Genomic DNA, 19354 nt, shown 5'->3' with positions numbered 1-19354 from the left:
GACCCGCGCTGCCTGAGTCCTGATCTAGTCCAGGTAGTCCCGCAGCACCTGCGACCGTGACGGGTGGCGGAGCTTGGACATGGTCTTGGATTCGATCTGGCGGATGCGCTCACGCGTAACACCGTAGACCTTGCCGATTTCGTCTAAAGTCTTCGGCTGTCCGTCGGTCAGGCCGAAACGCATGGCCACCACGCCGGCTTCGCGCTCGGACAGGGTGTCCAGGACGGAGTGCAGCTGTTCCTGCAGGAGCGTGAAGCTCACCGCGTCGGCGGGAACCACAGCCTCGGAATCCTCGATGAGGTCACCGAACTCGGAGTCACCGTCTTCACCCAGCGGGGTGTGCAGGGAGATCGGTTCGCGGCCGTACTTCTGGACCTCGACGACCTTCTCCGGAGTCATGTCCAGTTCGAGGGCCAGCTCTTCGGGCGTGGGTTCGCGGCCCAGGTCCTGAAGCATCTGGCGCTGCACGCGGGCCAGCTTGTTGATGACTTCAACCATGTGCACCGGGATGCGGATGGTGCGGGCCTGGTCTGCCATGGCGCGGGTAATGGCCTGGCGGATCCACCACGTGGCGTACGTGGAGAACTTGAAGCCCTTGGTGTAGTCGAACTTCTCGACAGCGCGGATCAGGCCCAGGTTACCTTCCTGGATAAGGTCCAGGAACAGCATGCCGCGGCCGGTGTAGCGCTTGGCCAGCGAGACCACGAGGCGGAGGTTGGCTTCGAGCAGGTGGTTCTTGGCGCGCTTGCCGTCGTGGATGACGAACTCAAGTTCACGCTTGAACTTGGGGTCCATCGAGCCGTCGTCGGCGTTGATTTTCTCTTCGGCGAAGAGCCCGGCTTCGATCCGGAGCGCGAGGTCAACTTCCTGCTCGGCATTGAGCAGCGCAACCTTACCGATCTGCTTGAGGTAGTCCTTGACGGGGTCAGCCGTGGCGCCGGCCGACATCACCTGCTGGACAGGGGCGTCGTCGTCATCGGCATCCGAGTAGACAAAACCCTTGCCCGTGGCTGCTGATGCGGCCTTGGCGGCGTTGATCTCGCTTTCATCGGCGATGTTGATGTCGTCGAGGTCCTCCTCAACGTCCTCATCATCGTCCGATGCGCCGCGGGCTGATTTTCCGGCTGCTTCGGCAGCGGCTTTGGCGCCAGGCTTGGGCCCGCGCTTCTTGGGCTCAGGCTTGCCGTCCAAACCGGTGTCACCGGAGGCATCCTTGATGGCTTTGTTGGCTGCCCGCGTCGCTGCTCGCTTGGCGTTCGTTGCAGCCTGCTTCGCCTCAGGGGACAAATCGTCCTGGGCGGCGGGTTCCTTCTTCGCGGAAGACGGGGTCACAGAAAACCTTTCTAGCGGCGGTCTGTGGAATCACCATACGGGCAACACCACTATGACCCTGTCAAGTCCGTGATGAATATCAGGTGCAACCACGGCCGGCAGAGTCTACAAGTAGAACTGCCGGGGCGGCTGTAATGTTCCCGACTGGGCTTCATCACATGCACTTGATTCACGGACCCAACCGGGTCTCGGCAACCATTGTCTCACGGTTTTCCCAAACCTGACCTCAAGGCTGCCCCCATCCAAACCAGTCAGGCGGAATCCGGTCAGGCCGCATCCGGTTCGAATTTCCGCCAGGCGGCCTCCTTCCGTGCAGCCCAGCCGCAGAGGGTGCCGCGCCGGACCAGCTCAAGCATGAGTTCGGCGAGCCGGTAGCCTGGCTCCTCGTTAAGGGCGCGGCCGAGGTACGCAGCAGCGTAGGAGCCCCTCCCCCTGCACCACGCGATCCACCCACGCCCGGTCAGCGCGGCTGCACCGGCCTGCCCGCCGCACGCCGACAGCTGTTCCAGCACCTCGTCCAGGCTGTTAAGGGTGTGCCAGGCAGGAACCACCGGGTCCAGTCCCAACAGGACTTCGCCATATCCTGGAATGCCCTGCATGCTGCGAGTACTGGGACCGTTAGCACCCGGTCCGGCAGGCTCCCTTCCTGTCAGTCCGGCTCCCGACGCTGGAAGTCCGGATGGTAAGGGCCCCGGGAGTACGGGCCCCACCGGAGCCAGGATGCAGCCGGCATCGAAGATGCCGAACATCTCGGCACCCGCCAAGGCAGCCGCCTGACCGGCGGCGGCCATCACCAGGACGGCGTCACGCCAGGCGGGGACCCGGAGCGACGCGCGTAGGAAGGCAACGTCATAGACGGGCAGAGGCTGACCAGGCTCGTTGGCCAGCAGGGCCTCCCATTGGAGCATCAGCTGGCCAAACTGTTCCCTGCTCCCCCGTCGCCGGTCCAGCTGCGCCGCCCACGTGGCCTCAGAGGCAAGGACGGCTGCCCGGTCCTCGCCGGAAAGCAGGGGTGGAGGATGCGCCCCGTCCTCCGGCGCGGGCCCGACGCTACTGCCGCGGAAGACCATCTCGGCATTAAGCATGCTGTCCCGGATCGCCTGAACCGACCGGCCTGGCGAGGGGCAGCAGGACGGATCGGTGCAAAAGGCATCACGCCAGAAGGCGTCACCGACATACCAGGCGTCCCGCACCGGCATCCCCGCGGCCCCTAGGACCATCTGGAGTGCATCCAATAGCCCGCGGTATGTTCCAGGTGGTTCCATCCAGCCGTCGTTGGTGAAACAGGCCAGCAGGGCGGCATCGGCATTCTCGTCAGCCAGGAGATAATCGCGCACCGTGCGCGCGTACTCCCGCGGATCCGCGAGGGTTTCCGGGCCGGGAAGATCCAGCCTCAGGGTTGCTCCCAGCCGGTTCCCCTGCAGGGTCATCGCAACCAGGCTGTCGGCCGGCCAGTAGCCCAGGGAATGCGGAATGAACCCGAGGATGTCTTCAGGGCCTCGGACGGTCAGGTGTTCTGAAGGTTTCATGGTTCCAGCTTTGGCGCAGCGCGAGCCGCGGTGAAGCGCCAACTTACCGTATGTGAATAACCTGCCTGTGCAGGAAAGGTGTCAGTCTTTGCCCGCGCGGTCCTTGGACTCGGACGGCTGGCGACGCTGGGCCAGGTTCGCCCGCCGCTGCTGCGCCATGGCCCGAAGGAGCGGCGCCACCACAACACCCTGCGCTGCCATCTGGCGCCGTACTTTGCGCCGGCAGACAATCGTCATGGCGGCGCCAAAGCCCAGCAGCAGGAACTGTACGCTGAGTGCGATCCGGAACGGTTCGAGCCCGTACAGGACGCCGCCGGAATAGCCGATGGCCAGCAGGACGTCCAGCACCAGGCCGATCAGGAAGATGGCCACGAGGGCCGCGATGAAGCCGCCCACATTCACGATGCCCGTTGCGGTTCCGATCCTGTGCGCCGGATTGAACGTCCGCGCGAAATCAAACCCGATCATCGATCCCGGCCCCCCGATGGCCAGGACGACCACCAGGCACGCCAGCAACCACAGCGGGGAACGGCCAGGCATCAGCAGCACCGCGGCCCAGGCAGCGGCCGTGGCGCCGGCGATGAGCAGGACCATCGTTGACCGGCGAAGCGGGTGACGGGAGACGAACTGCCCAATGAAGGGGCCCACCGCCATCGCCGCCGCAACGTACAAGGTCATCAGGCCCGCCACGGTTCCGGCATCCAGGCCCTGCCCCGAGATCAGGAACGGATATCCCCAGGTCATGGCGAAGACGGTGCCGCTGAACTGGATGGTGAAGTGGCTCCACATCCCCAGCCGGGTACCCGGCTGGCGCCAGGCCCGCGCGAGCGAGGCGCCCGTGGCTTTCAACCCCTGCTGCGCCTGCGGCGCGGGCGCACCGGGCGGGTGGTCCTTCAAGAGCACAAGCACCAGGACAACCGCAACGCCCGCCATGCCCGCCAGCATCAGGAAACCGGAGGTCCAGCCGAAGGAATGCAGGACAAAGGCGAAGGGAAGCACACTGAAAAGCTGCCCGAGCTGGCCTGACATGCCCGTCAGCTGGGTGACCAGGGGAACCCTGGCCGGCGCGAACCACAACGGAATCAGGCGGATCACGGAAATAAAGGTCATGGCGTCCCCGGCGCCCACCAGAACCCGCCCCGCCACACCGCCGGGGATGGTGTCGGCGAAGGCCAACTGGAACTGGCCAAGACCCATCAGGACGGCTCCACCGGCGATCATGGCGCGCGAGCCGAATCTGTCCACCAGCAGGCCCACGGGGATCTGCAGGCCGGCGTAGACCAGCAATTGCAGCACCGTAAAGAAGGAGATGGCGGACGCGCCGGCATGGAACCGCTCGGTGGCCTCAAGTCCCACCACCCCGAATGACGTGCGCTGGGAGACGGCCACAAGGTAGGCGAAGATGCCGATGGTCCAGATCAGCCAGGCTCGGGGTGCAGTCACCCCCTCATTATGCCCGGGCTGCTGCCCGGACCAGGGCAAGCGTCTGCCAGGCGGACGCACGGGTGCGGGCTACGAGTGCGGGTTCTCGCGGGCCAGGTAAGCCTCCACTGCCGCGCCCAGCTCGTCCCCGTTGGGCAGTTCGTCATTTTCATCGGCCAGGAGGGAGCGCCGGACGGTGCCTTCGGCCTTCTCGTCGTACCGCTCCTCCAGCCGGGTGACCACCTGCTGGACATCTTCGGAGGCGGCCACCTGCTCGGCGATCTGGCGGCCCACTTCCCGGCCCGCTTCGCGCAGCCGGTCCGCCGGCAACATCAGGGATGTCGCGGCACCGAGGAATTCGAGTCCGGCTACGGCGGCCGGCGGGTATTCCGCCTCAGCGAGGTAATGCGGAACGTGGATCACGTAGCCGGCAACATTGCGCTCAGCTTCCATCAGCCGCAGCTCCAGGATGTGGCCCACGGCCGCCGGAACGTCAACGGTGGGCTTCCAGACCGAGATGCCCTCGATCAGTTCCGGACGGTTGCCGTGGACGGTCACACCCACCGGGCGGGTGTGCGGTACCGGCATCGGAATGGAGTGGATCCACGTTACGAGGTTCACGTCCAGCTTTTCCACAATGCCGACGACGGCGCGCGCGAACCGCTCCCATTGAAGGTCGGGTTCAAAACCGGCCAGCAGCAGGAAGGGGCTGCCGAGCCCGTCCGTCAGCTTGTACAGCGCCAGCTTCGGCTGCTGATAGTCCTGCAAGTGATCCTCCACAAAGGAGATGTGGGGCCGCCGCGACCGGTAGTCGATGAGCTGGTCGGCGTCGAACACCGCCACCGTCTCGGCGTCGAGGGTGTCCAGGAGCTCAGCATTGATCTGCTTCACCACGTGGCCGGCATCGGCGAAGCCGGTGAAACCCATCACCAGGTTCAGCCCGCGGAGCGCCGGGCTGTGGAACAGCTCGATGTTGCTCGCATAGAGCGCATCGGGGTCCAGCAGGGAACCGGAAATCCGTTCAAGCACGGCGTCTTCCTTTCAAGGAGTCGGGTGAATATCTTGTACAACGCGGCCAGGCACCCCTGAATTCCGCCAGCGGGTGTGGCGCAGGTCTCAGGAGATTCCGCTGCCGCGGCCCGCAGCGGCTACGATCGTGAATGGCCCGCCGGACGGGTTTACCGGTACCCCGGCGACGTCCCGATCGGACGGCCGCCGGATTTCCATGGCCGGGCGCCTGACATCCATACCAGCGCGAACAGCCTTTTCGAGAATTGAGGACTTACCCCGTGGTCAAGAATACTGAAATCAACCTTAGTACCCTCGCTAAGGACCTGAAGAGGACCCCCAGTGACGCCGTTGTCATCGGCGTGGGACAGGGATCGGACGGCCCCGTCCTGCTTGAGAATCCGCTGACCGCAAAATCGGCTGAAGCGCTCACTGACTCCCTGAAGGTCCTGGGCGTCACCGGCGCCGCTGACCAGGTCGTCCGGCTGCCCGGCCTGCCGGAAACGGGTTCCGGGGTCCTGGTCCTCGCCGGCGTCGGCAAAGTGGCCGCTGGCCGCCCGCTGACCGAAGAGGCCCTGCGGCGTGCGGCAGGTTCCGCCGTCCGCCAGCTCAGCGGCCTGCCCACCGTTGTCCTCGCGCTCCCGACGGCGGGAGTCGCCGACGTCGCGGCGGTCGCCGAAGGTGCCGCCCTGGGAGCCTATTCGTTCACCGAGTACCGGTCGTCCAACGACGGGCTGAAGGATCCGGTCCGCAACGCAGTGATCTACACGGACGTTACCGCCAATGATGCGCTGCGCTCTGCCCTGACGCGGGCAGGCCTGATCGGCAAAGCCGTCAACGCCACGCGATCCCTGGTCAACCAGCCGCCCAGCCACCTCTACCCCGAATCCTTCGCCGAGGCCGCCAAGGAACTGTCCAAGGGCCTGCCTGTTAAGGTCACGGTCTGGGACGAAAAGCGCCTCGAAAAAGAAGGCTTCGGCGGCATCATGGGCGTGGGCAAGGGGTCCACGCGACAGCCCCGCCTGGTGAAGGTCGAATACGCCCCCGCAAAGGCCACCGCAAAAATCGCCCTGGTGGGCAAGGGCATCACGTTCGACACCGGCGGAATTTCGATCAAGCCGGCCCTTGGCATGGGTGACATGAAGAGCGATATGGCGGGCGCCGCCGTCGTCCTTAATACTGTGCTGGCCATCGCGGGACTTGGCCTGCCGGTGAAGGCGACCGCCTGGCTCTGTATCGCAGAAAACATGCCCTCCGGTGCGGCCTCACGGCCGGCGGATGTCCTTACCATGTTCGGCGGCAAGACCGTTGAGGTGCTGAACACCGATGCCGAGGGCCGCCTGGTCATGGCAGACGGCATCGTCGCGGCGAGCCTCGAATACCCTGACGCCATCATCGACGTCGCCACCCTCACCGGTGCGCAGCTCATCGCCCTCGGCAACAGGACCGCCGGCGTGATGGGCTCTGACAGTGTCACCGGGCCGCTCAAGTCCGCCGCCGACCGTGCGGGCGAACTGGTGTGGCCCATGCCCCTGCCGGAGGAACTGCGCCCGAGCATCGACTCCCAGGTGGCCGACCTCGCCAATATCGGTGAGCGCCACGGCGGCATGATGACCGCGGCTGTTTTCCTGCGCGAGTTTGTGGGCAAGGGCAAAGACGGGGAGCAGATCCCCTGGGCGCACATCGACATCGCCGGCCCCTCCTTCAACAACGGAAGCCCTTACGGCTACACCCACAAGCAGGGCACGGGCTGCACGGTCCGCACACTGGTGGCCTACGTGGAGGACATCCTGGCGGCTGCCGCCTGACCCAGGCAAACCCTGCCTTGCTGGTGAGTTGTCACGCGGCTGTGCGTCATGCGCCTCCAGAACCGGCCGTGATCCCTTGGCCACATGGCCGCGTGACACTCGACACAAGCGCCCCACAAAGGCGGCGCCAAGGTGGAGCATGGATGAGGGGTTCGCTAAGGTGAACCCCGGTAGTCACAAATGAAAGAGAACCTGCCTGCTGGCATAATCACGGCAGTACAAGTTCCAAGACCAGATGATGCGCAAAGCTCGCGTCATCGTTCACGCGAGGGAGCGTCTAAGTGGCCGATCAGGCAACTGCGCAAGAATTCGACATCCTGGTACTCGGTGGCGGAAGCGGCGGCTACGCCACCGCCCTCCGGGCCGTTCAGCTTGGCTTCACCGTTGGTCTGGTTGAGAAAGCCAAACTGGGTGGTACGTGCCTGCATAACGGCTGTATCCCCACCAAGGCACTGCTGCACTCCGCAGAGCTGGCGGATCACGCCCGTGACTCCGCCAAATACGGCGTGAATGTCACCCTGGACAGCATCGACATCACCGCTGTCAATGCATACAAGGACGGCATCGTCGCCGGCAAGTTCAAGGGACTGCAGGGGCTGATCAAGTCCAAGGGCATCACTGTCATCGAAGGCGAAGGCAAGCTGACCGCCCCGGACACCGTCACCGTCAACGGCACGGCCTACAAGGGCAAGAACATCGTGCTTGCGACCGGTTCGTACTCCCGCTCGCTGCCGGGCCTGGAAATCGGCGGCAAGGTTATCACCTCCGACGAAGCCCTCACCATGGACTACATCCCCAAGAGCGCCATCATCCTGGGCGGCGGCGTGATCGGCGTCGAGTTCGCTTCGGTCTGGAAGTCCTTCGGGGTCGATGTCACCATCGTCGAGGGCCTGCCTTCGCTGGTCCCGAACGAGGACGCGACGATCGTCAAGAACTTCGAGCGCGCCTTCAAGAAGCGCGGCATCAAGTTCTCCACCGGTGTCTTCTTCCAGGGTGTGGAGCAGAACGACGACGGCGTCAAGGTCACCCTCGTGGACGGCAAGACGTTCGAAGCCGACCTGCTCCTTGTTGCCGTGGGCCGCGGCCCCGTCACAGCCAACCTTGGCTACGAGGAAGCGGGCGTCACCATTGACCGCGGCTTCGTCATTACCAACGAGCGCCTGCACACCGGCGTTGGCAACGTCTACGCCGTTGGCGACATCGTCCCGGGCGTGCAGCTGGCACACCGCGGCTACCAGCAGGGAATCTTCGTGGCCGAGGAAATCGCCGGCCTGAAGCCCGTCGTCGTCGAGGACGTCAACATCCCCAAGGTCACGTACTCCGAACCGGAGATCGCCACGGTTGGTTACACCGAGAAGGGCGCCAAGGAGAAGTTCGGCGAGGACCAGGTGGAAACCCAGGAGTACAACCTGGCCGGAAACGGCAAGAGTTCCATCCTGGGCACCAGCGGCATCGTGAAGCTGGTCCGCCAGAAGGACGGTCCAGTGGTGGGCGTGCACATGATCGGCGCCCGCATGGGCGAGCAGATCGGTGAAGCGCAGCTCATCGTGAACTGGGAAGCCTACCCGGAGGACGTCGCACAGCTTGTGCATGCCCACCCGACCCAGAACGAGTCACTCGGTGAAGCCCACCTTGCACTCGCAGGCAAGGCCCTCCACGGCTAATAGCCTCCCGTTTTACCGCAAGACAACAGGGCTTGGTGCACCCGGCGCGACCTGCCGGGTGCACTAAGCTCAAACAAGCCAGCCATCATCCGCACAAAAGATCAATAAGGAGAACGGGGACGACATGTCTGAATCCGTTAACTTGCCCGCCCTCGGTGAGAGCGTCACCGAAGGAACCGTCACCCGCTGGCTCAAGCAGGTAGGTGACCGGGTAGAGGTGGACGAACCGCTGCTCGAGGTTTCCACCGACAAAGTAGACACCGAAATCCCCTCTCCGATTGCCGGCATCATCGAGGAAATCCTCGTAGCCGAAGACGAGACCGCTGAAGTTGGCGCTCCCCTGGTCCGCATCGGCGATGGCTCCGGCGGCGGCGCAGCCCCCGAAGCAGCAGCACCGGCCGTGGAAGCCCCCGCCGCACCGGCTGCAGAGGCCCCGGCCGAGGAAGCCCCGGCCGCAGAAGCACCGGCTGCAGAAGCTCCCGCAGCGGCAGCACCCGCCGCTTCGGACGGCGAAAGCCACGACGTCACCCTCCCGGCACTGGGCGAAAGCGTCACCGAAGGAACCGTCACCCGCTGGCTGAAGGCCGTGGGCGACACCGTTGCAGTGGACGAACCGCTGCTCGAGGTATCCACGGACAAGGTTGACACCGAAATCCCGTCCCCCGTCGCGGGAACGCTGCAGGAAATCCGTGTCAACGAAGACGAAACCGCCGAAGTTGGCGCCGTCCTCGCCGTCATCGGCTCCGGCGCGGCAGCCCCCGCAGCCTCCGCACCGGCCCCAGCTGCAGCGCCGGCACCCGCCGCCGCGCCTGCCGCACCGGCGCCCGCAGCGGCACCGGCACCCGAAGCACCCAAGGCAGAGCCTGCTCCGGCGGCACCTGCCGCGGCAGCAGCACCTGCTCCCGCTACGGCCCCGGCACCCGCAGCCGAGCCTGCTGCCGGTGGCGAATCCGGCTACGTGACTCCCCTGGTCCGGAAGCTGGCCAACCAGCACGGCGTGGACGTCGCATCACTGTCCGGCACCGGCGTCGGTGGGCGCATCCGCAAGCAGGACGTCCTCGCCGCGGCAGAAGCCAAGGCCGCTCCCGCTCCAGCAGCACCGGCCAAGCCGTCCGCCGCTCCGGCCGGCCCGGCTGCCTCCTCCCTGCGCGGCACCACGCAGAAGGCACCCCGCATCCGCCAGGTCATCGCCCGCCGTATGCGCGAATCCCTCGAAATCTCCACGCAGCTCACGCAGGTGCACGAAGTGGACATGACCAAGGTGGCCAAGCTCCGCCTGAAGGCCAAGAACTCCTTCCTGGCCCAGAACGGCGTCAAGCTCACCTTCCTGCCGTTCATCGCCAAGGCCGTGGCCGAGGCCCTCAAGCAGCACCCCAAGCTCAACGCTGCGTACGACGAGGACAAGCAGGAGATCACGTACCACAACGCCGAGCACCTGGCGATCGCAGTGGACACGGACAAGGGCCTGCTGGTTCCGGTGATCACGGATGCCGGCAACCTGAACCTGGCCGGACTGGCCGCCAAGATCGCCGACGTTGCCGGGCGCACCCGCGACGGCAAGATCGGTCCGGACGAACTGTCCGGCGGAACGTTCAGCATCACCAACATCGGTTCGGTCGGCGCCCTGTTCGACACCCCGATCATCAACCAGCCGCAGGTGGGCATCCTGGGAACCGGCGCGATCGTCAAGCGCCCCGTGGTGGTGGCCGATGAGAACGGTGACGACTCGATCGCCATCCGCTCCATGATGTACCTGTCCCTCACGTACGACCACCGCCTGGTGGACGGCGCGGATGCGGGCCGCTTCCTCCAGACCCTGAAGGCCCGCCTTGAAGAAGGCGCCTTCGAGGCCGACCTGGGACTCTAGCCCCAGGCCAGAACCAAACGACGGCGGTGCACGCACCGGTGGGAAACCACCGGAACGCGTGCACCGCCGTCGCGGTTTAAGGCGCAGCCCTGTCCCCGCCGACACACAAAAACCCTGCGGCCGGCCTTACTACATGATGTAGAACCCCTGCGTAGACTGGTCGCATGATTATCGTGTACAACATCGTGGTCTTCCTGCACATCGTCGGCGCCGCCATGATCGTCGGAATCTGGATCGGGAACATGAAAACCCCCACGGTCCACCCCCGGCAGTTCGACGGCGCAGCTCTTCAGCTCATCACCGGCATCGTGCTGATGGGCCTGATCCCGTCCCTGGACATGGACGCGAATTACTTCAAGCTGGGCATCAAGTTCGCGATAGCCCTGGCCGTCGGTGTGCTGGCTTTCATCGGCCGCCGCAAATACAAAAAGGGCGAAGACATCAGCAAGGGCCTGGCCCACGGAGTTGGCGGACTTGCACTGCTCAACGTGGCAATCGCCACGCTGTGGAACTGAACGCCTCCTGAACCACTGACGACGGCGCCGCTCCCCTTCTGTGGGGAGCAGCGCCGTCGCTGTCTAACGGCCAAGCGGTGACCGCCACGCAGCCGCCAGGCGGCTGGGGTGCACAGTCACAATCCACTGAGAGCGGACACCCTGTGCACAGCCGCCTCTCAATCCCTAGGATTGGAACCGGCGGGGCCAGGCAACGGCCGGTCCCGGTTCGAACCGATTTTTGAGGAGTGGACATGGCAGCAACACGCACCGCGCACACAGTATGGAACGGCGACCTGATGACGGGGTCGGGTCAGACCACGCTGGACAGCTCCGGCCTGGGCACATTTGAGGTTACCTGGAAGGCACGCACCGAAGCGGCCGAGGGGAAGACCAGCCCGGAGGAACTGATCGCCGCAGCGCACGCGAGCTGCTTCTCGATGGCGTTCAGCCACGCCCTCGCCGGCGCCGGCCACGCTCCGGAGGAAGTCAACACCAAAGCAGACGTGACCTTCGTTCCCGGCACCGGCATCACGGGGAGCCACCTGACGATGTCCGCCAAGATCCCCGGTATCTCCGAAGAGGAATTCCAGAAGATCGCTGCCGAGGCCAAGACCGGCTGCCCGGTTTCCGGCGCACTGGCCAGTATCGACATCACCCTGGACGCGACCCTGCAGTCCTGATCCGCTCCGGCGGCTGCCGCGTACGCGATGAACGCTGAAGGCTGCTGAGACAGAGCAGGCCCTGCCCTGCCCGGACTAACCGGGAGGGGCAGGGCCTGCTTTTGTTCTGTGGCGCCGGGCAGGCCTTATTCGCCGTGCCGGCGGGCCGGAAGCGGTGCGGGCTTCAGACGGCGGTAGCCCTCGCGGACCGGGGGCTTGTCCGTGGGCAACTCCTGAATCATTTCCTTGAGCGCACCGATCCCGTATTCCAGCTGGGGGTCCCTTCCGGCGGCATATGCGTGCGGCGGGTAGAGCACCTCGATGTCGGGGTCCACGCCGTAGTTTTCCACTGACCAGCCCACGCCGCCGCCGAACCAGGTGGCGTACCGCGGCTGGGTCACGCCGGTACCGTCAGCCAGGGAGAACCTGTTGTCGATCCCCACTACGCCGCCCCAGGTCCGCGTGCCGATCACCGGGCCGATCCCCCGCAGCTTGGAGACCTGGGTGATGATGTCGCCGTCGGACCCGGCAAATTCATCGGCGAGGATGATCACCGGACCCCGCGGGGCGTGGTGCGGGTAGGTCCGCGGACGTTCGCCGCGGGGCATGCTCCAGCCGGTGACCTTCCGGCCAATCAGCTCCGCCACCAGCTGGGACGTGTGTCCGCCACGGTTCCGGCGGACATCCACGATGAGTCCGTCCAGGGCAGTTTCGGTGTCCAGGTCGCGGTGCAGCTGCGCCCAGCCGTTGGCCATCATGTCCGGGATGTGCAGGTACCCGTAGCGGCCGCCGGAGGCCTCCCGGACGATCCCGCGGTTCGCGGCCACCCACTCCTGGTAACGCAGGCGTTCCTCGTCCTTGACCGGGATCACGGCGATCCGCCGCTGCTCCCCTTCCTCGACTCCATGCCCGGCTCCGTTGCGTAGTGTCAGCTCCACAGCCCGTCCGGCGGCGCCTACCAGCTGCATCGCGGGGCTCACCGTGGCGGACAGCGGCACACCGTCGATGGCCAGTACTACGTCCCCGGCCATGGCGGCAGCGCCGGGCCGGGTCAGCGGCGAGGTGGCCAGCGGGTCCGAGGACTCGCCGGCCAGGATGCGGGTGATCTCCCAGCCCGCCGGTGTGAACGTGAAGTCTGCGCCAAGCCGTCCCTGGCCGTTGCTGCCGTTTTCCGTGACGGCTGCGGGCCGGACGTAGGCGTGCGAGGTGCCCAGCTCGCCGTGGAGCTCCCAGAGCAGGTCCACCAGGTCGTCGTGGGATCCCAACCGGTCAACGATCGGACGGTACCGCTTGTGGATTGACTCCCAGTCCTGTCCTGCCATGTCCTCGGCCCAGAAGAAATCGCGCTGCAGGCGCCAGGCTTCGTCGAACGCCTGGCCCCAGACACTGAGGGGGTCCATCATCACGCGGATACGGCCCAGGTCCACCTTCACCAGCTCGCCGGATTCCTCATCGGCTTTGGCAGCAGAAGGAACGACGCTGACCTGTTTGTCGTTGACCAGCACTACTTTCTTGCCATCGCCGGAGAGCCGGTAGCTGTCCAGGGCTTCCACCAGCGTGGCGGACTTCCGGCGGGCCAGGTCGAACCGGACCAGGCTTGGGCGGGCGTCCTTGTCTTCCTGGCTGGCTTTGCCGTCGCCGGTGACGCCTGCCAGGGCCCAGTCCAGCCATAGCAGTGCACCCTCCGTTGACGTGAGTGACGTGTAGTTCCCCTGGGGCACCGGAACGCCGATGACACGGTGGGCCAGCCCGGCCGGATCCACGCGAACCGCACTTACCGGTGCAGCGCCTGCCGCGGTGTCTGCGTCCGTGGTGTCCGCGCTGTCCGTGTTTGCGGCAGGGGACAGGTCAACAGCGGGGCCAAACGGCGACGGCGTCGTGGCAGCCAGTGCCACCAGGTACGGCTTGATGGGGCTGGGGAAGGACAGATCGAACGAGTGGCCGTCATACACCGGATCAAAGCTGCGGTTGGACAGGAAGGCCAGGAACTTACCGTCCGGCGTGAAGCTTGGGGACCCGTCGCAGAAACGGCCGTCCGTGACCTCTACCACGCCGCCCGCCAGGTCCGCGGCATTGGCCAGCCGAAGCCGACTCCGGGAACCGAACGAGGTGACAGGTTCGGACCAGGCAAGCCACTGGGAGTCAGGAGACCACGCGAGTTCCGCGATGCTGCCCTCGCCGATGCTGGTGACAAGGGAAAGCACACCGGTGGCTGTGTCCGCCACATAGACATCCCCGAAGGAGGTCCCCACGGCAAGCCACCGGCCATCGGGGCTCGCTTCCAGGGCGCTGGCGCGTGACGGCTTCGGGAAGGCGATGCGGGTCGGCACGCCGGACCGTCCTGCGTTGACGTCGGCTTCCGACGGGCCGTGGGCGGCGTCGGGCGGGGAGTCATCGGCCCGGGAGCCATCAGGCACCGGAACAACGACGTCGGCAGTCACCGGTGCGGACGATGCCGCCGCGGGAACCGGACGCGGCAGTGGTGCTTCCGACTGGTCCCGGGCGGCTGCAGCGGGTACGGCAGCCGGGGCTGCCGTGACGGCAGGGACCACGGTGTCGGGGACCTGCGCGGCAATCTCCTTGATGTAGATCGCCTCCACGCCGTCGTGATCGGCGACGTAAGCAAGACGGCCACCGTCGAGCGGCCTGGGGAGCCGTGCCCGGACACCCGGAGTGGCCTCGACGATACGGGAGGGGCCGTCCTGGTGACGGAGCCAGTGAAGCGTGCCATGGGCCTCCACTGCGCTGGCGGAGCCGCTGTCATCCGGCACCACCGTGCCCAGATGTTTGGAGGTTTTCAGCAGGCCCGGGCGACGCGATTGCGACGCGGAACCCAGCGAGATGTCCAGCCGTACCGCGGCAGAGGACAGATCGTGCAGGATCCAGAGCTCACCGGCAGATTCGAAGATGACCCGCCCACCGTCGGTGGACGCGTGCCGGACGTAGAAGTCCTCGTGGTCGGTGTGCCGTCGAAGATCGCCGCCGCCGGGCAGCACCGAGTACAGGTTTCCGTATCCCTCGTGGTCTGACAGGAACGCGATGCGCCCGTCCACCCACATCGGATCTGCGAGGTTTCCGTCGAGGTGGGGAACCAGGCGCTCGAACTCCCCGTTTCCGTCGGCGTCAATCCAGAGCTTGCCCGCGGTGCCGCCGCGGTACCGCTTCCACCAGGCCGGTTCACGGGAGAGGACACTGGCCAGTACAACCGGCCGCTCGTCCCCCACTTCCGGACCAAAGGCCACGGATTCGACGGGTCCGAAGGGGAGCTCCTCAGCCGACCCGCCGTCGACCGGGACGCTGTAAGCGTAGGTATGCCGGCTTTCAGCCTGGCGGAACGCGCTGGTCACTACTGCATCGCCGGCTGCCGTGAAGCCTTTAACCCTGGTTGTGGCGTGGCCGAAGTACGTCAGTTGCCGGTAGCCGCCGCCGTCCACCTCCGCCGAGACCACTTCCGGGGCGGTTCCCTGGACGACAGTCCAGACCAGCCGTTTCCCGTCAGGCGTAAACCGCGGATTGCGGGCAGGCAGCTGCAGTGACGAAACCCGCCAGGCGCGGCCGCCGCTGAGCGGCGCGATCCACACGTCGTCCTCTGCCACAAACGTGACCAGATCGCCGTGGACATGCGGAAACCGGAAGTAGCTCGAAGAAGTCATCGTTCGATCATAGTCAACTCCCGGTAGGGTCCCGGGGAGGTACCGACGACGTGCGGGCCGTGGTGAGATGGATCATGCACATCGTCATTGCCGGGGCCTCAGGGCTGATCGGGACCCATTTGTCCGCAACGCTGCGAGAGGCCGGCCATGACGTGACCACCCTCGTCCGACGCGAGCCCACGTCCGCGGCCGAAATCCGCTGGGACCCCGCAGCGCGCCGCCTGGACCCGGCGGCGCTGGCCGGCGCGGACGCAGTGATTAACCTCTCCGGTGCCGGGATCGGCGACAGACCCTGGACCAGACGCCGGATCGACGAGCTGATGACTTCGCGCTTGGCAGCCACCGGCACCCTGACCGCGGCCATGGCCACACTTGACGACCCGCCGCGCACGTTTATCAGCCAGTCGGCGTCCGGGTACTACGGCGACTCCGGGTCCGCCCAGCTCCGGGAGAACGCGTCGCCGGGCTCGGGTGTACTGTCACGTATCTGCGTCGAGTGGGAGGCCGCCGCCCATCGGGCGCCGGCCGGTGTCCGCGTGGTCACACCACGCACCGGTGTTGTTCTCAGCCCCGCAGGTGGCGCGCTGGGCCGGCTGCTGCCGCTGCTTCGCCTCGGGGTGGGCGGTCCACTCGGCCACGGCCGGCAGTACTGGCCGTGGATCACTCTTCCGGACGTCGCCGCAGCATTTATGTTCCTCGCTGACTCCGGGCTCCACGGACCGGTCAACGTCTGCGCGCCCGAAAGCGCTGACGTCAACGCGTTGGTGGGCGCCTTGGCATCCGCGCTCCACCGGCCGGCATTTTTCCGCGTACCGTCGCCGGCCCTGCGCCTGGTCCTGGGTCAGCTGGCCGATGAACTCATCCTTCCCAGCCAGCGGATGGAACCGGCGGCACTGGAAGCAGCCGGCTTCCAGTGGCAGCACCCGTCACTGGCCCAGGCCGCTGCCTGGGTGGCCGGCAAGCACTGAGCCTGAGTCACTGGGCTGAGCCAATGGTCACGTCCCGGGAAGGACGTCCGTGATCCGCCAGCGACCGTCAACGGAGACCATCACCAGCCGGAGGTTCCGGGCTGCTGCAGGGGCGCCGGCCGCCACGATCGCTCCGGAAGCATCCCTTTCCTCATAGGGCGACGTGGCTGACGTGACACTGACAACAACCTTGCCGTTTGGACTGCCGGGCTGGACCTGCAGATCCGCTACGGAACTCGTGAATCCGGCCAGGACGTGTCCTGACTCCTGGAGTTCGGCTTTAAGGCCTGCATCCGCGGCAGAGGCCGCCGATCCCGGGGCATTAACCAGGTCCAGCAGCTCCAGCCGGCCGGAGCTGAAGGCCAGGGACCTCACGGCGGCCAATCCCCGGACTGCTTCGAGCGGGTCCGCCGAGACCAGCCGGGCCGCGGCGTCGGCCGGGACTCCTGCGGCGGCGAGAATGGTGTCCAGCTCGCCGGTGACCACCTCGCCGGTCTCCGCACCCTCAGCTTCTGCCCGTGCGCCGGTCCTGTCGCCGGCACTGGCAGCGACCGCCCCTGGTCCGGCGGGCACCGCCCACGGCCCCTCCGGCCCAAAGGCGCCGGCGGCCCAAATGGCTCCCGCCACGATGGCACCGGCTCCCACCGCCAGCAGCACCGTGCCCCGATGGCGTCCAGCCATCCCGACACGCCCGCCGCGCCGGTTTGGTCCGGGGCCTACCACCTTCTGCGACGCCACCGTCCGACGCTTCGCCCCGGGGATTTTTTCGTGATCCTTCGGGCCAGGTTCCACGGCATGCCTGCCGCGCGGCGCCGGCTTTTCCCCGTCGACAGCCTGGACCATTGCGGCGACGCCGCCGGCCGCGGGCGCGTTGGCCTCAGGTGCGCTGGCCTCTGGTGCGCGCACTACGGGCATCTCCGCTTTCTCCCCAGCCGGGAACGGAAGGACCTGCCGCACCCCCACCAGCCCGGACCAACGCGACGTCGAGATCCGGCGCCGCCAGGCCCGGAGACCATTCCGCAGCGCGCCGCCGGGATGTTCCGGGACGGGGCGACGCGTCAGGAGCTGCGGAATAACCGTGGCGTGGACGGAGGAGGCGAGGTCCACCGGCAACGGTGGGGCACTGCGGTAGACCGCCGTCGCCAGCTCAACAGCCGTGGGCCGGAGCCGCCGGTCCTCATTAAGGCCGGCCTCCAGGGCCGCGGCCAGCTCGACTGGAACGTCAGGGAGCCAGAGGGAAAGAGGCGGACGGTCGGCGCTACGGCGTGGCGGCTGGCCCGTAAGGCAGTACCACCCCAGCGCCGCCACCGAGTAAACGTCGCGTTCCGGCTGCAGCCCCGCCCTCACGGCGTCCACCGGTGCCGGATCCATGAACCCCGGGGTGCCATGGTCCGGCACTGCCGAAACATCACCCACCATCCTGGCGATCCCGACGTCGGACAGCATTGGCTTGCCATGGCCTGTAAAGAGGATGTTCCCGGGCGATACGTCACCGTGGGTGAACCCCTGGCCGTGCAGGTAGCCAAGTACCTGGGCAATAGGGGTGAGCACGGTGACCGTCTCCCCGATGGTGAGCTTGGCCCTGCTTCCGACCAGCTCTCCGAGGGAACCGCCGGGCGCGTAATCCAGCAGCAACCCTATTGTCCCTCCGGCCGTCACTGCTGATCCGGCCGGCTCGTGAAGACGGAGGGCGTCGTGGGCTTTGATGAGGTGCTGGTGGTCAAGGACAGAAAGAATGCGGATTTCACGGCGGATGGCCTCCTCGGCGTAGGCCCCGGTTTCCCTGCCTTCGCCGGGACCGGTCGCGCCGCTGTGCCCTGCACCGAGGCATTTCAGCGCAAACTCGCGGCCGGATCTTTCTTCCGTAACCAGCCACACCGTTGAACTTCCGCCGCGGCCCAACACGCGGCCCACCAGGAAGCCGGGAACCACCGGGGCAGTGAAATCATCCATGACTCATGTCTAGCGGAATCGGGGAATGCCTGCAGAAGTTATCCACAGGCCCACTGGATCCGTCAGAGGTATGAGAGGTCCGACACTATAACCGGACCCCTCGCGGATCGGGGTCTAAGCTTGACGGCATGACTCTTGAGTTTTCACAGGTGGGTCTCGCCCCGGACTTCGTTGACTACACGCGCGGCTGGGATCTGCAGCGCGGGATCCACAGCCAGGTCGTCGCAGCCGAAGCACCCAGCACTGTCCTCATCCTTGAACATGCCGCCGTCTACACAGCGGGCAAGCTCACGGAAGAGCACGAGCGCCCGTTGGACGGCACGCCCGTCGTGGCGGTGGACCGCGGCGGAAAGCTGACCTGGCATGGCCCCGGCCAGCTGATCGCGTATCCGATCCTCAAGCTGAAGAACCGGTCCGGCATACGAGACTACGTTGAGCGGCTCGAAGCCGTCATGATCGCGGTCATGGCTGACTATGGCATCAACGCAGAGCGCATCAAGGGACGCGCCGGCGTGTGGATCACGGCGGACAGCAAAGGCCCGGACCGGAAGATTGCAGCAATCGGCATCCGGGTCCTGGACGGGGTCACAATGCACGGCGTCGCCATTAACTGCAACAATGATCTGGCGCCATATGCCCAGATCATCGCCTGTGGCATCACCGACGCCAGCGTCACCACAATGTCCATCGAAACCGGCAGGAACATCGCCCCGAGCGATATCGCGGACCGGTTCGTGGAAGAATTTCGCAAGCACGAAGAAGCACTCGTTTCAAGCCCTGAGGGAGCACTCCTGTGACACTGGCACCAGAAGGCCGGAAGCTGCTGCGCGTTGAGCAGCGCAACTCTGCAGTACCYGTGGAGCGGAAGCCGGAGTGGATCAAGGCGAAGGTCCAGATGGGTCCGGAGTATGTCCAGCTCAAGAACCTGGTCAAGAAGGAAGGCCTGCACACGGTGTGTGAGGGCCACCATAACGGTGATAAGGGTGGACAAGGG

The 19354-nt window shown here is 66.2% G+C and carries 13 protein-coding genes and 1 pseudogene; 8 read left to right on the top strand and 6 right to left on the bottom strand.

The window, feature by feature from the left end:
- Window positions 1–24: 24 nt before the first annotated feature.
- The 4 genes from ASG77_RS11135 to ASG77_RS11120 all read right to left on the bottom strand — a co-directional run bounded on the left by ASG77_RS11135 (window position 25) and on the right by ASG77_RS11120 (window position 5312).
- Window positions 25–1332 carry an RNA polymerase sigma factor gene (locus ASG77_RS11135; protein ID WP_056345315.1) on the bottom strand — a complete coding sequence of 436 codons (1308 nt, stop codon included), beginning with the start codon at window positions 1330–1332 and terminating at the stop codon, window positions 25–27.
- Window positions 1333–1598: 266 nt separating this feature from the next.
- Window positions 1599–2861 carry a DUF4192 domain-containing protein gene (locus ASG77_RS11130; protein WP_056345312.1) on the bottom strand — a complete coding sequence of 421 codons (1263 nt, stop codon included), beginning with the start codon at window positions 2859–2861 and terminating at the stop codon, window positions 1599–1601.
- Between the two features lie 81 nt (window positions 2862–2942).
- Window positions 2943–4304 carry an MFS transporter gene (locus ASG77_RS11125; protein WP_056345309.1) on the bottom strand — a complete coding sequence of 454 codons (1362 nt, stop codon included), beginning with the start codon at window positions 4302–4304 and terminating at the stop codon, window positions 2943–2945.
- 69 nt (window positions 4305–4373) lie between these two features.
- The gene (locus ASG77_RS11120; RefSeq protein ID WP_056345306.1) at window positions 4374–5312 is read right to left on the bottom strand and encodes a proteasome assembly chaperone family protein; all 939 of its coding nucleotides are present in this window, start codon (window positions 5310–5312) and stop codon (window positions 4374–4376) included.
- A 260-nt stretch (window positions 5313–5572) separates the two neighbouring features.
- Here ASG77_RS11120 and ASG77_RS11115 point away from each other — a divergent pair, with 260 nt between their 5' ends.
- The 5 genes from ASG77_RS11115 (at window position 5573) to ASG77_RS11095 (ending at window position 11807) form a co-directional block, all read left to right on the top strand.
- Window positions 5573–7099 (top strand): leucyl aminopeptidase, encoded by a 1527-nt coding sequence (locus ASG77_RS11115; protein ID WP_056345305.1) that lies wholly within the window; start codon window positions 5573–5575, stop codon window positions 7097–7099.
- 281 nt (window positions 7100–7380) lie between these two features.
- Window positions 7381–8763, top strand: a complete 1383-nt coding sequence (gene lpdA, locus ASG77_RS11110) for a dihydrolipoyl dehydrogenase (RefSeq protein WP_056345300.1) — start codon at window positions 7381–7383, stop codon at window positions 8761–8763.
- A 124-nt stretch (window positions 8764–8887) separates the two neighbouring features.
- Window positions 8888–10630: a 2-oxoglutarate dehydrogenase, E2 component, dihydrolipoamide succinyltransferase gene (sucB, locus tag ASG77_RS11105; RefSeq protein ID WP_056345297.1), complete on the top strand. Its 1743-nt coding sequence runs from the start codon at window positions 8888–8890 to the stop codon at window positions 10628–10630.
- Between the two features lie 164 nt (window positions 10631–10794).
- Window positions 10795–11145 (top strand): hypothetical protein, encoded by a 351-nt coding sequence (locus ASG77_RS11100; RefSeq protein WP_056345294.1) that lies wholly within the window; start codon window positions 10795–10797, stop codon window positions 11143–11145.
- A gap of 233 nt (window positions 11146–11378) precedes the next feature.
- On the top strand, window positions 11379–11807 hold the full coding sequence (locus ASG77_RS11095; RefSeq protein ID WP_056345291.1) for an OsmC family protein: 429 nt from the start codon (window positions 11379–11381) through the stop codon (window positions 11805–11807).
- Between the two features lie 125 nt (window positions 11808–11932).
- On the opposite strand, the gene ASG77_RS11090 is transcribed toward ASG77_RS11095, so the two are convergent.
- Window positions 11933–15439, bottom strand: a complete 3507-nt coding sequence (locus ASG77_RS11090) for a S41 family peptidase (protein ID WP_056345288.1) — start codon at window positions 15437–15439, stop codon at window positions 11933–11935.
- A 74-nt stretch (window positions 15440–15513) separates the two neighbouring features.
- Here ASG77_RS11090 and ASG77_RS11085 point away from each other — a divergent pair, with 74 nt between their 5' ends.
- Window positions 15514–16407: a TIGR01777 family oxidoreductase gene (locus tag ASG77_RS11085; protein WP_056345285.1), complete on the top strand. Its 894-nt coding sequence runs from the start codon at window positions 15514–15516 to the stop codon at window positions 16405–16407.
- 27 nt (window positions 16408–16434) lie between these two features.
- Here the strand turns inward: ASG77_RS11085 and ASG77_RS11080 are convergent, their stop codons facing one another.
- Entirely contained in the window at window positions 16435–18360 is a 1926-nt protein-coding gene (locus ASG77_RS11080) for a serine/threonine protein kinase (RefSeq protein WP_056345283.1), read from the bottom strand.
- Between the two features lie 128 nt (window positions 18361–18488).
- On the opposite strand from ASG77_RS11080, the gene lipB reads away from it, so the two are divergent.
- Together lipB and ASG77_RS11070 are read left to right on the top strand one after the other, a co-directional pair.
- The gene (gene lipB, locus ASG77_RS11075) at window positions 18489–19157 is read left to right on the top strand and encodes a lipoyl(octanoyl) transferase LipB (RefSeq protein ID WP_056345280.1); all 669 of its coding nucleotides are present in this window, start codon (window positions 18489–18491) and stop codon (window positions 19155–19157) included.
- Window positions 19154–19354 (top strand): annotated as a pseudogene (locus ASG77_RS11070) (hypothetical protein); the annotation flags it as partial. The gene lipB and the pseudogene ASG77_RS11070, both read left to right, overlap by 4 nt.

The organism is Arthrobacter sp. Soil762 (assembly GCF_001428335.1).
Lineage (GTDB): Bacteria > Actinomycetota > Actinomycetes > Actinomycetales > Micrococcaceae > Arthrobacter.
The sequence above is the reverse complement of the archived record's forward strand: the minus strand, read 5'-3'. Positions and strand labels throughout refer to the sequence as shown.

What these genes read in the sequence shown, in the direction of transcription:
- ASG77_RS11130 (WP_056345312.1), bottom strand. Translation starts at nt 2,861, where the DNA reads ATGAAACCTTCAGAACACCTGACCGTCCGAGGCCCTGAAGACATCCTC.
- sucB (WP_056345297.1), top strand. Translation starts at nt 8,888, where the DNA reads ATGTCTGAATCCGTTAACTTGCCCGCCCTCGGTGAGAGCGTCACCGAA.
- ASG77_RS11100 (WP_056345294.1), top strand. Translation starts at nt 10,795, where the DNA reads ATGATTATCGTGTACAACATCGTGGTCTTCCTGCACATCGTCGGCGCC.
- ASG77_RS11095 (WP_056345291.1), top strand. Translation starts at nt 11,379, where the DNA reads ATGGCAGCAACACGCACCGCGCACACAGTATGGAACGGCGACCTGATG.
- ASG77_RS11090 (WP_056345288.1), bottom strand. Translation starts at nt 15,439, where the DNA reads ATGACTTCTTCGAGCTACTTCCGGTTTCCGCATGTCCACGGCGATCTG.
- ASG77_RS11085 (WP_056345285.1), top strand. Translation starts at nt 15,514, where the DNA reads ATGCACATCGTCATTGCCGGGGCCTCAGGGCTGATCGGGACCCATTTG.
- ASG77_RS11080 (WP_056345283.1), bottom strand. Translation starts at nt 18,360, where the DNA reads ATGGATGATTTCACTGCCCCGGTGGTTCCCGGCTTCCTGGTGGGCCGC.
- lipB (WP_056345280.1), top strand. Translation starts at nt 18,489, where the DNA reads ATGACTCTTGAGTTTTCACAGGTGGGTCTCGCCCCGGACTTCGTTGAC.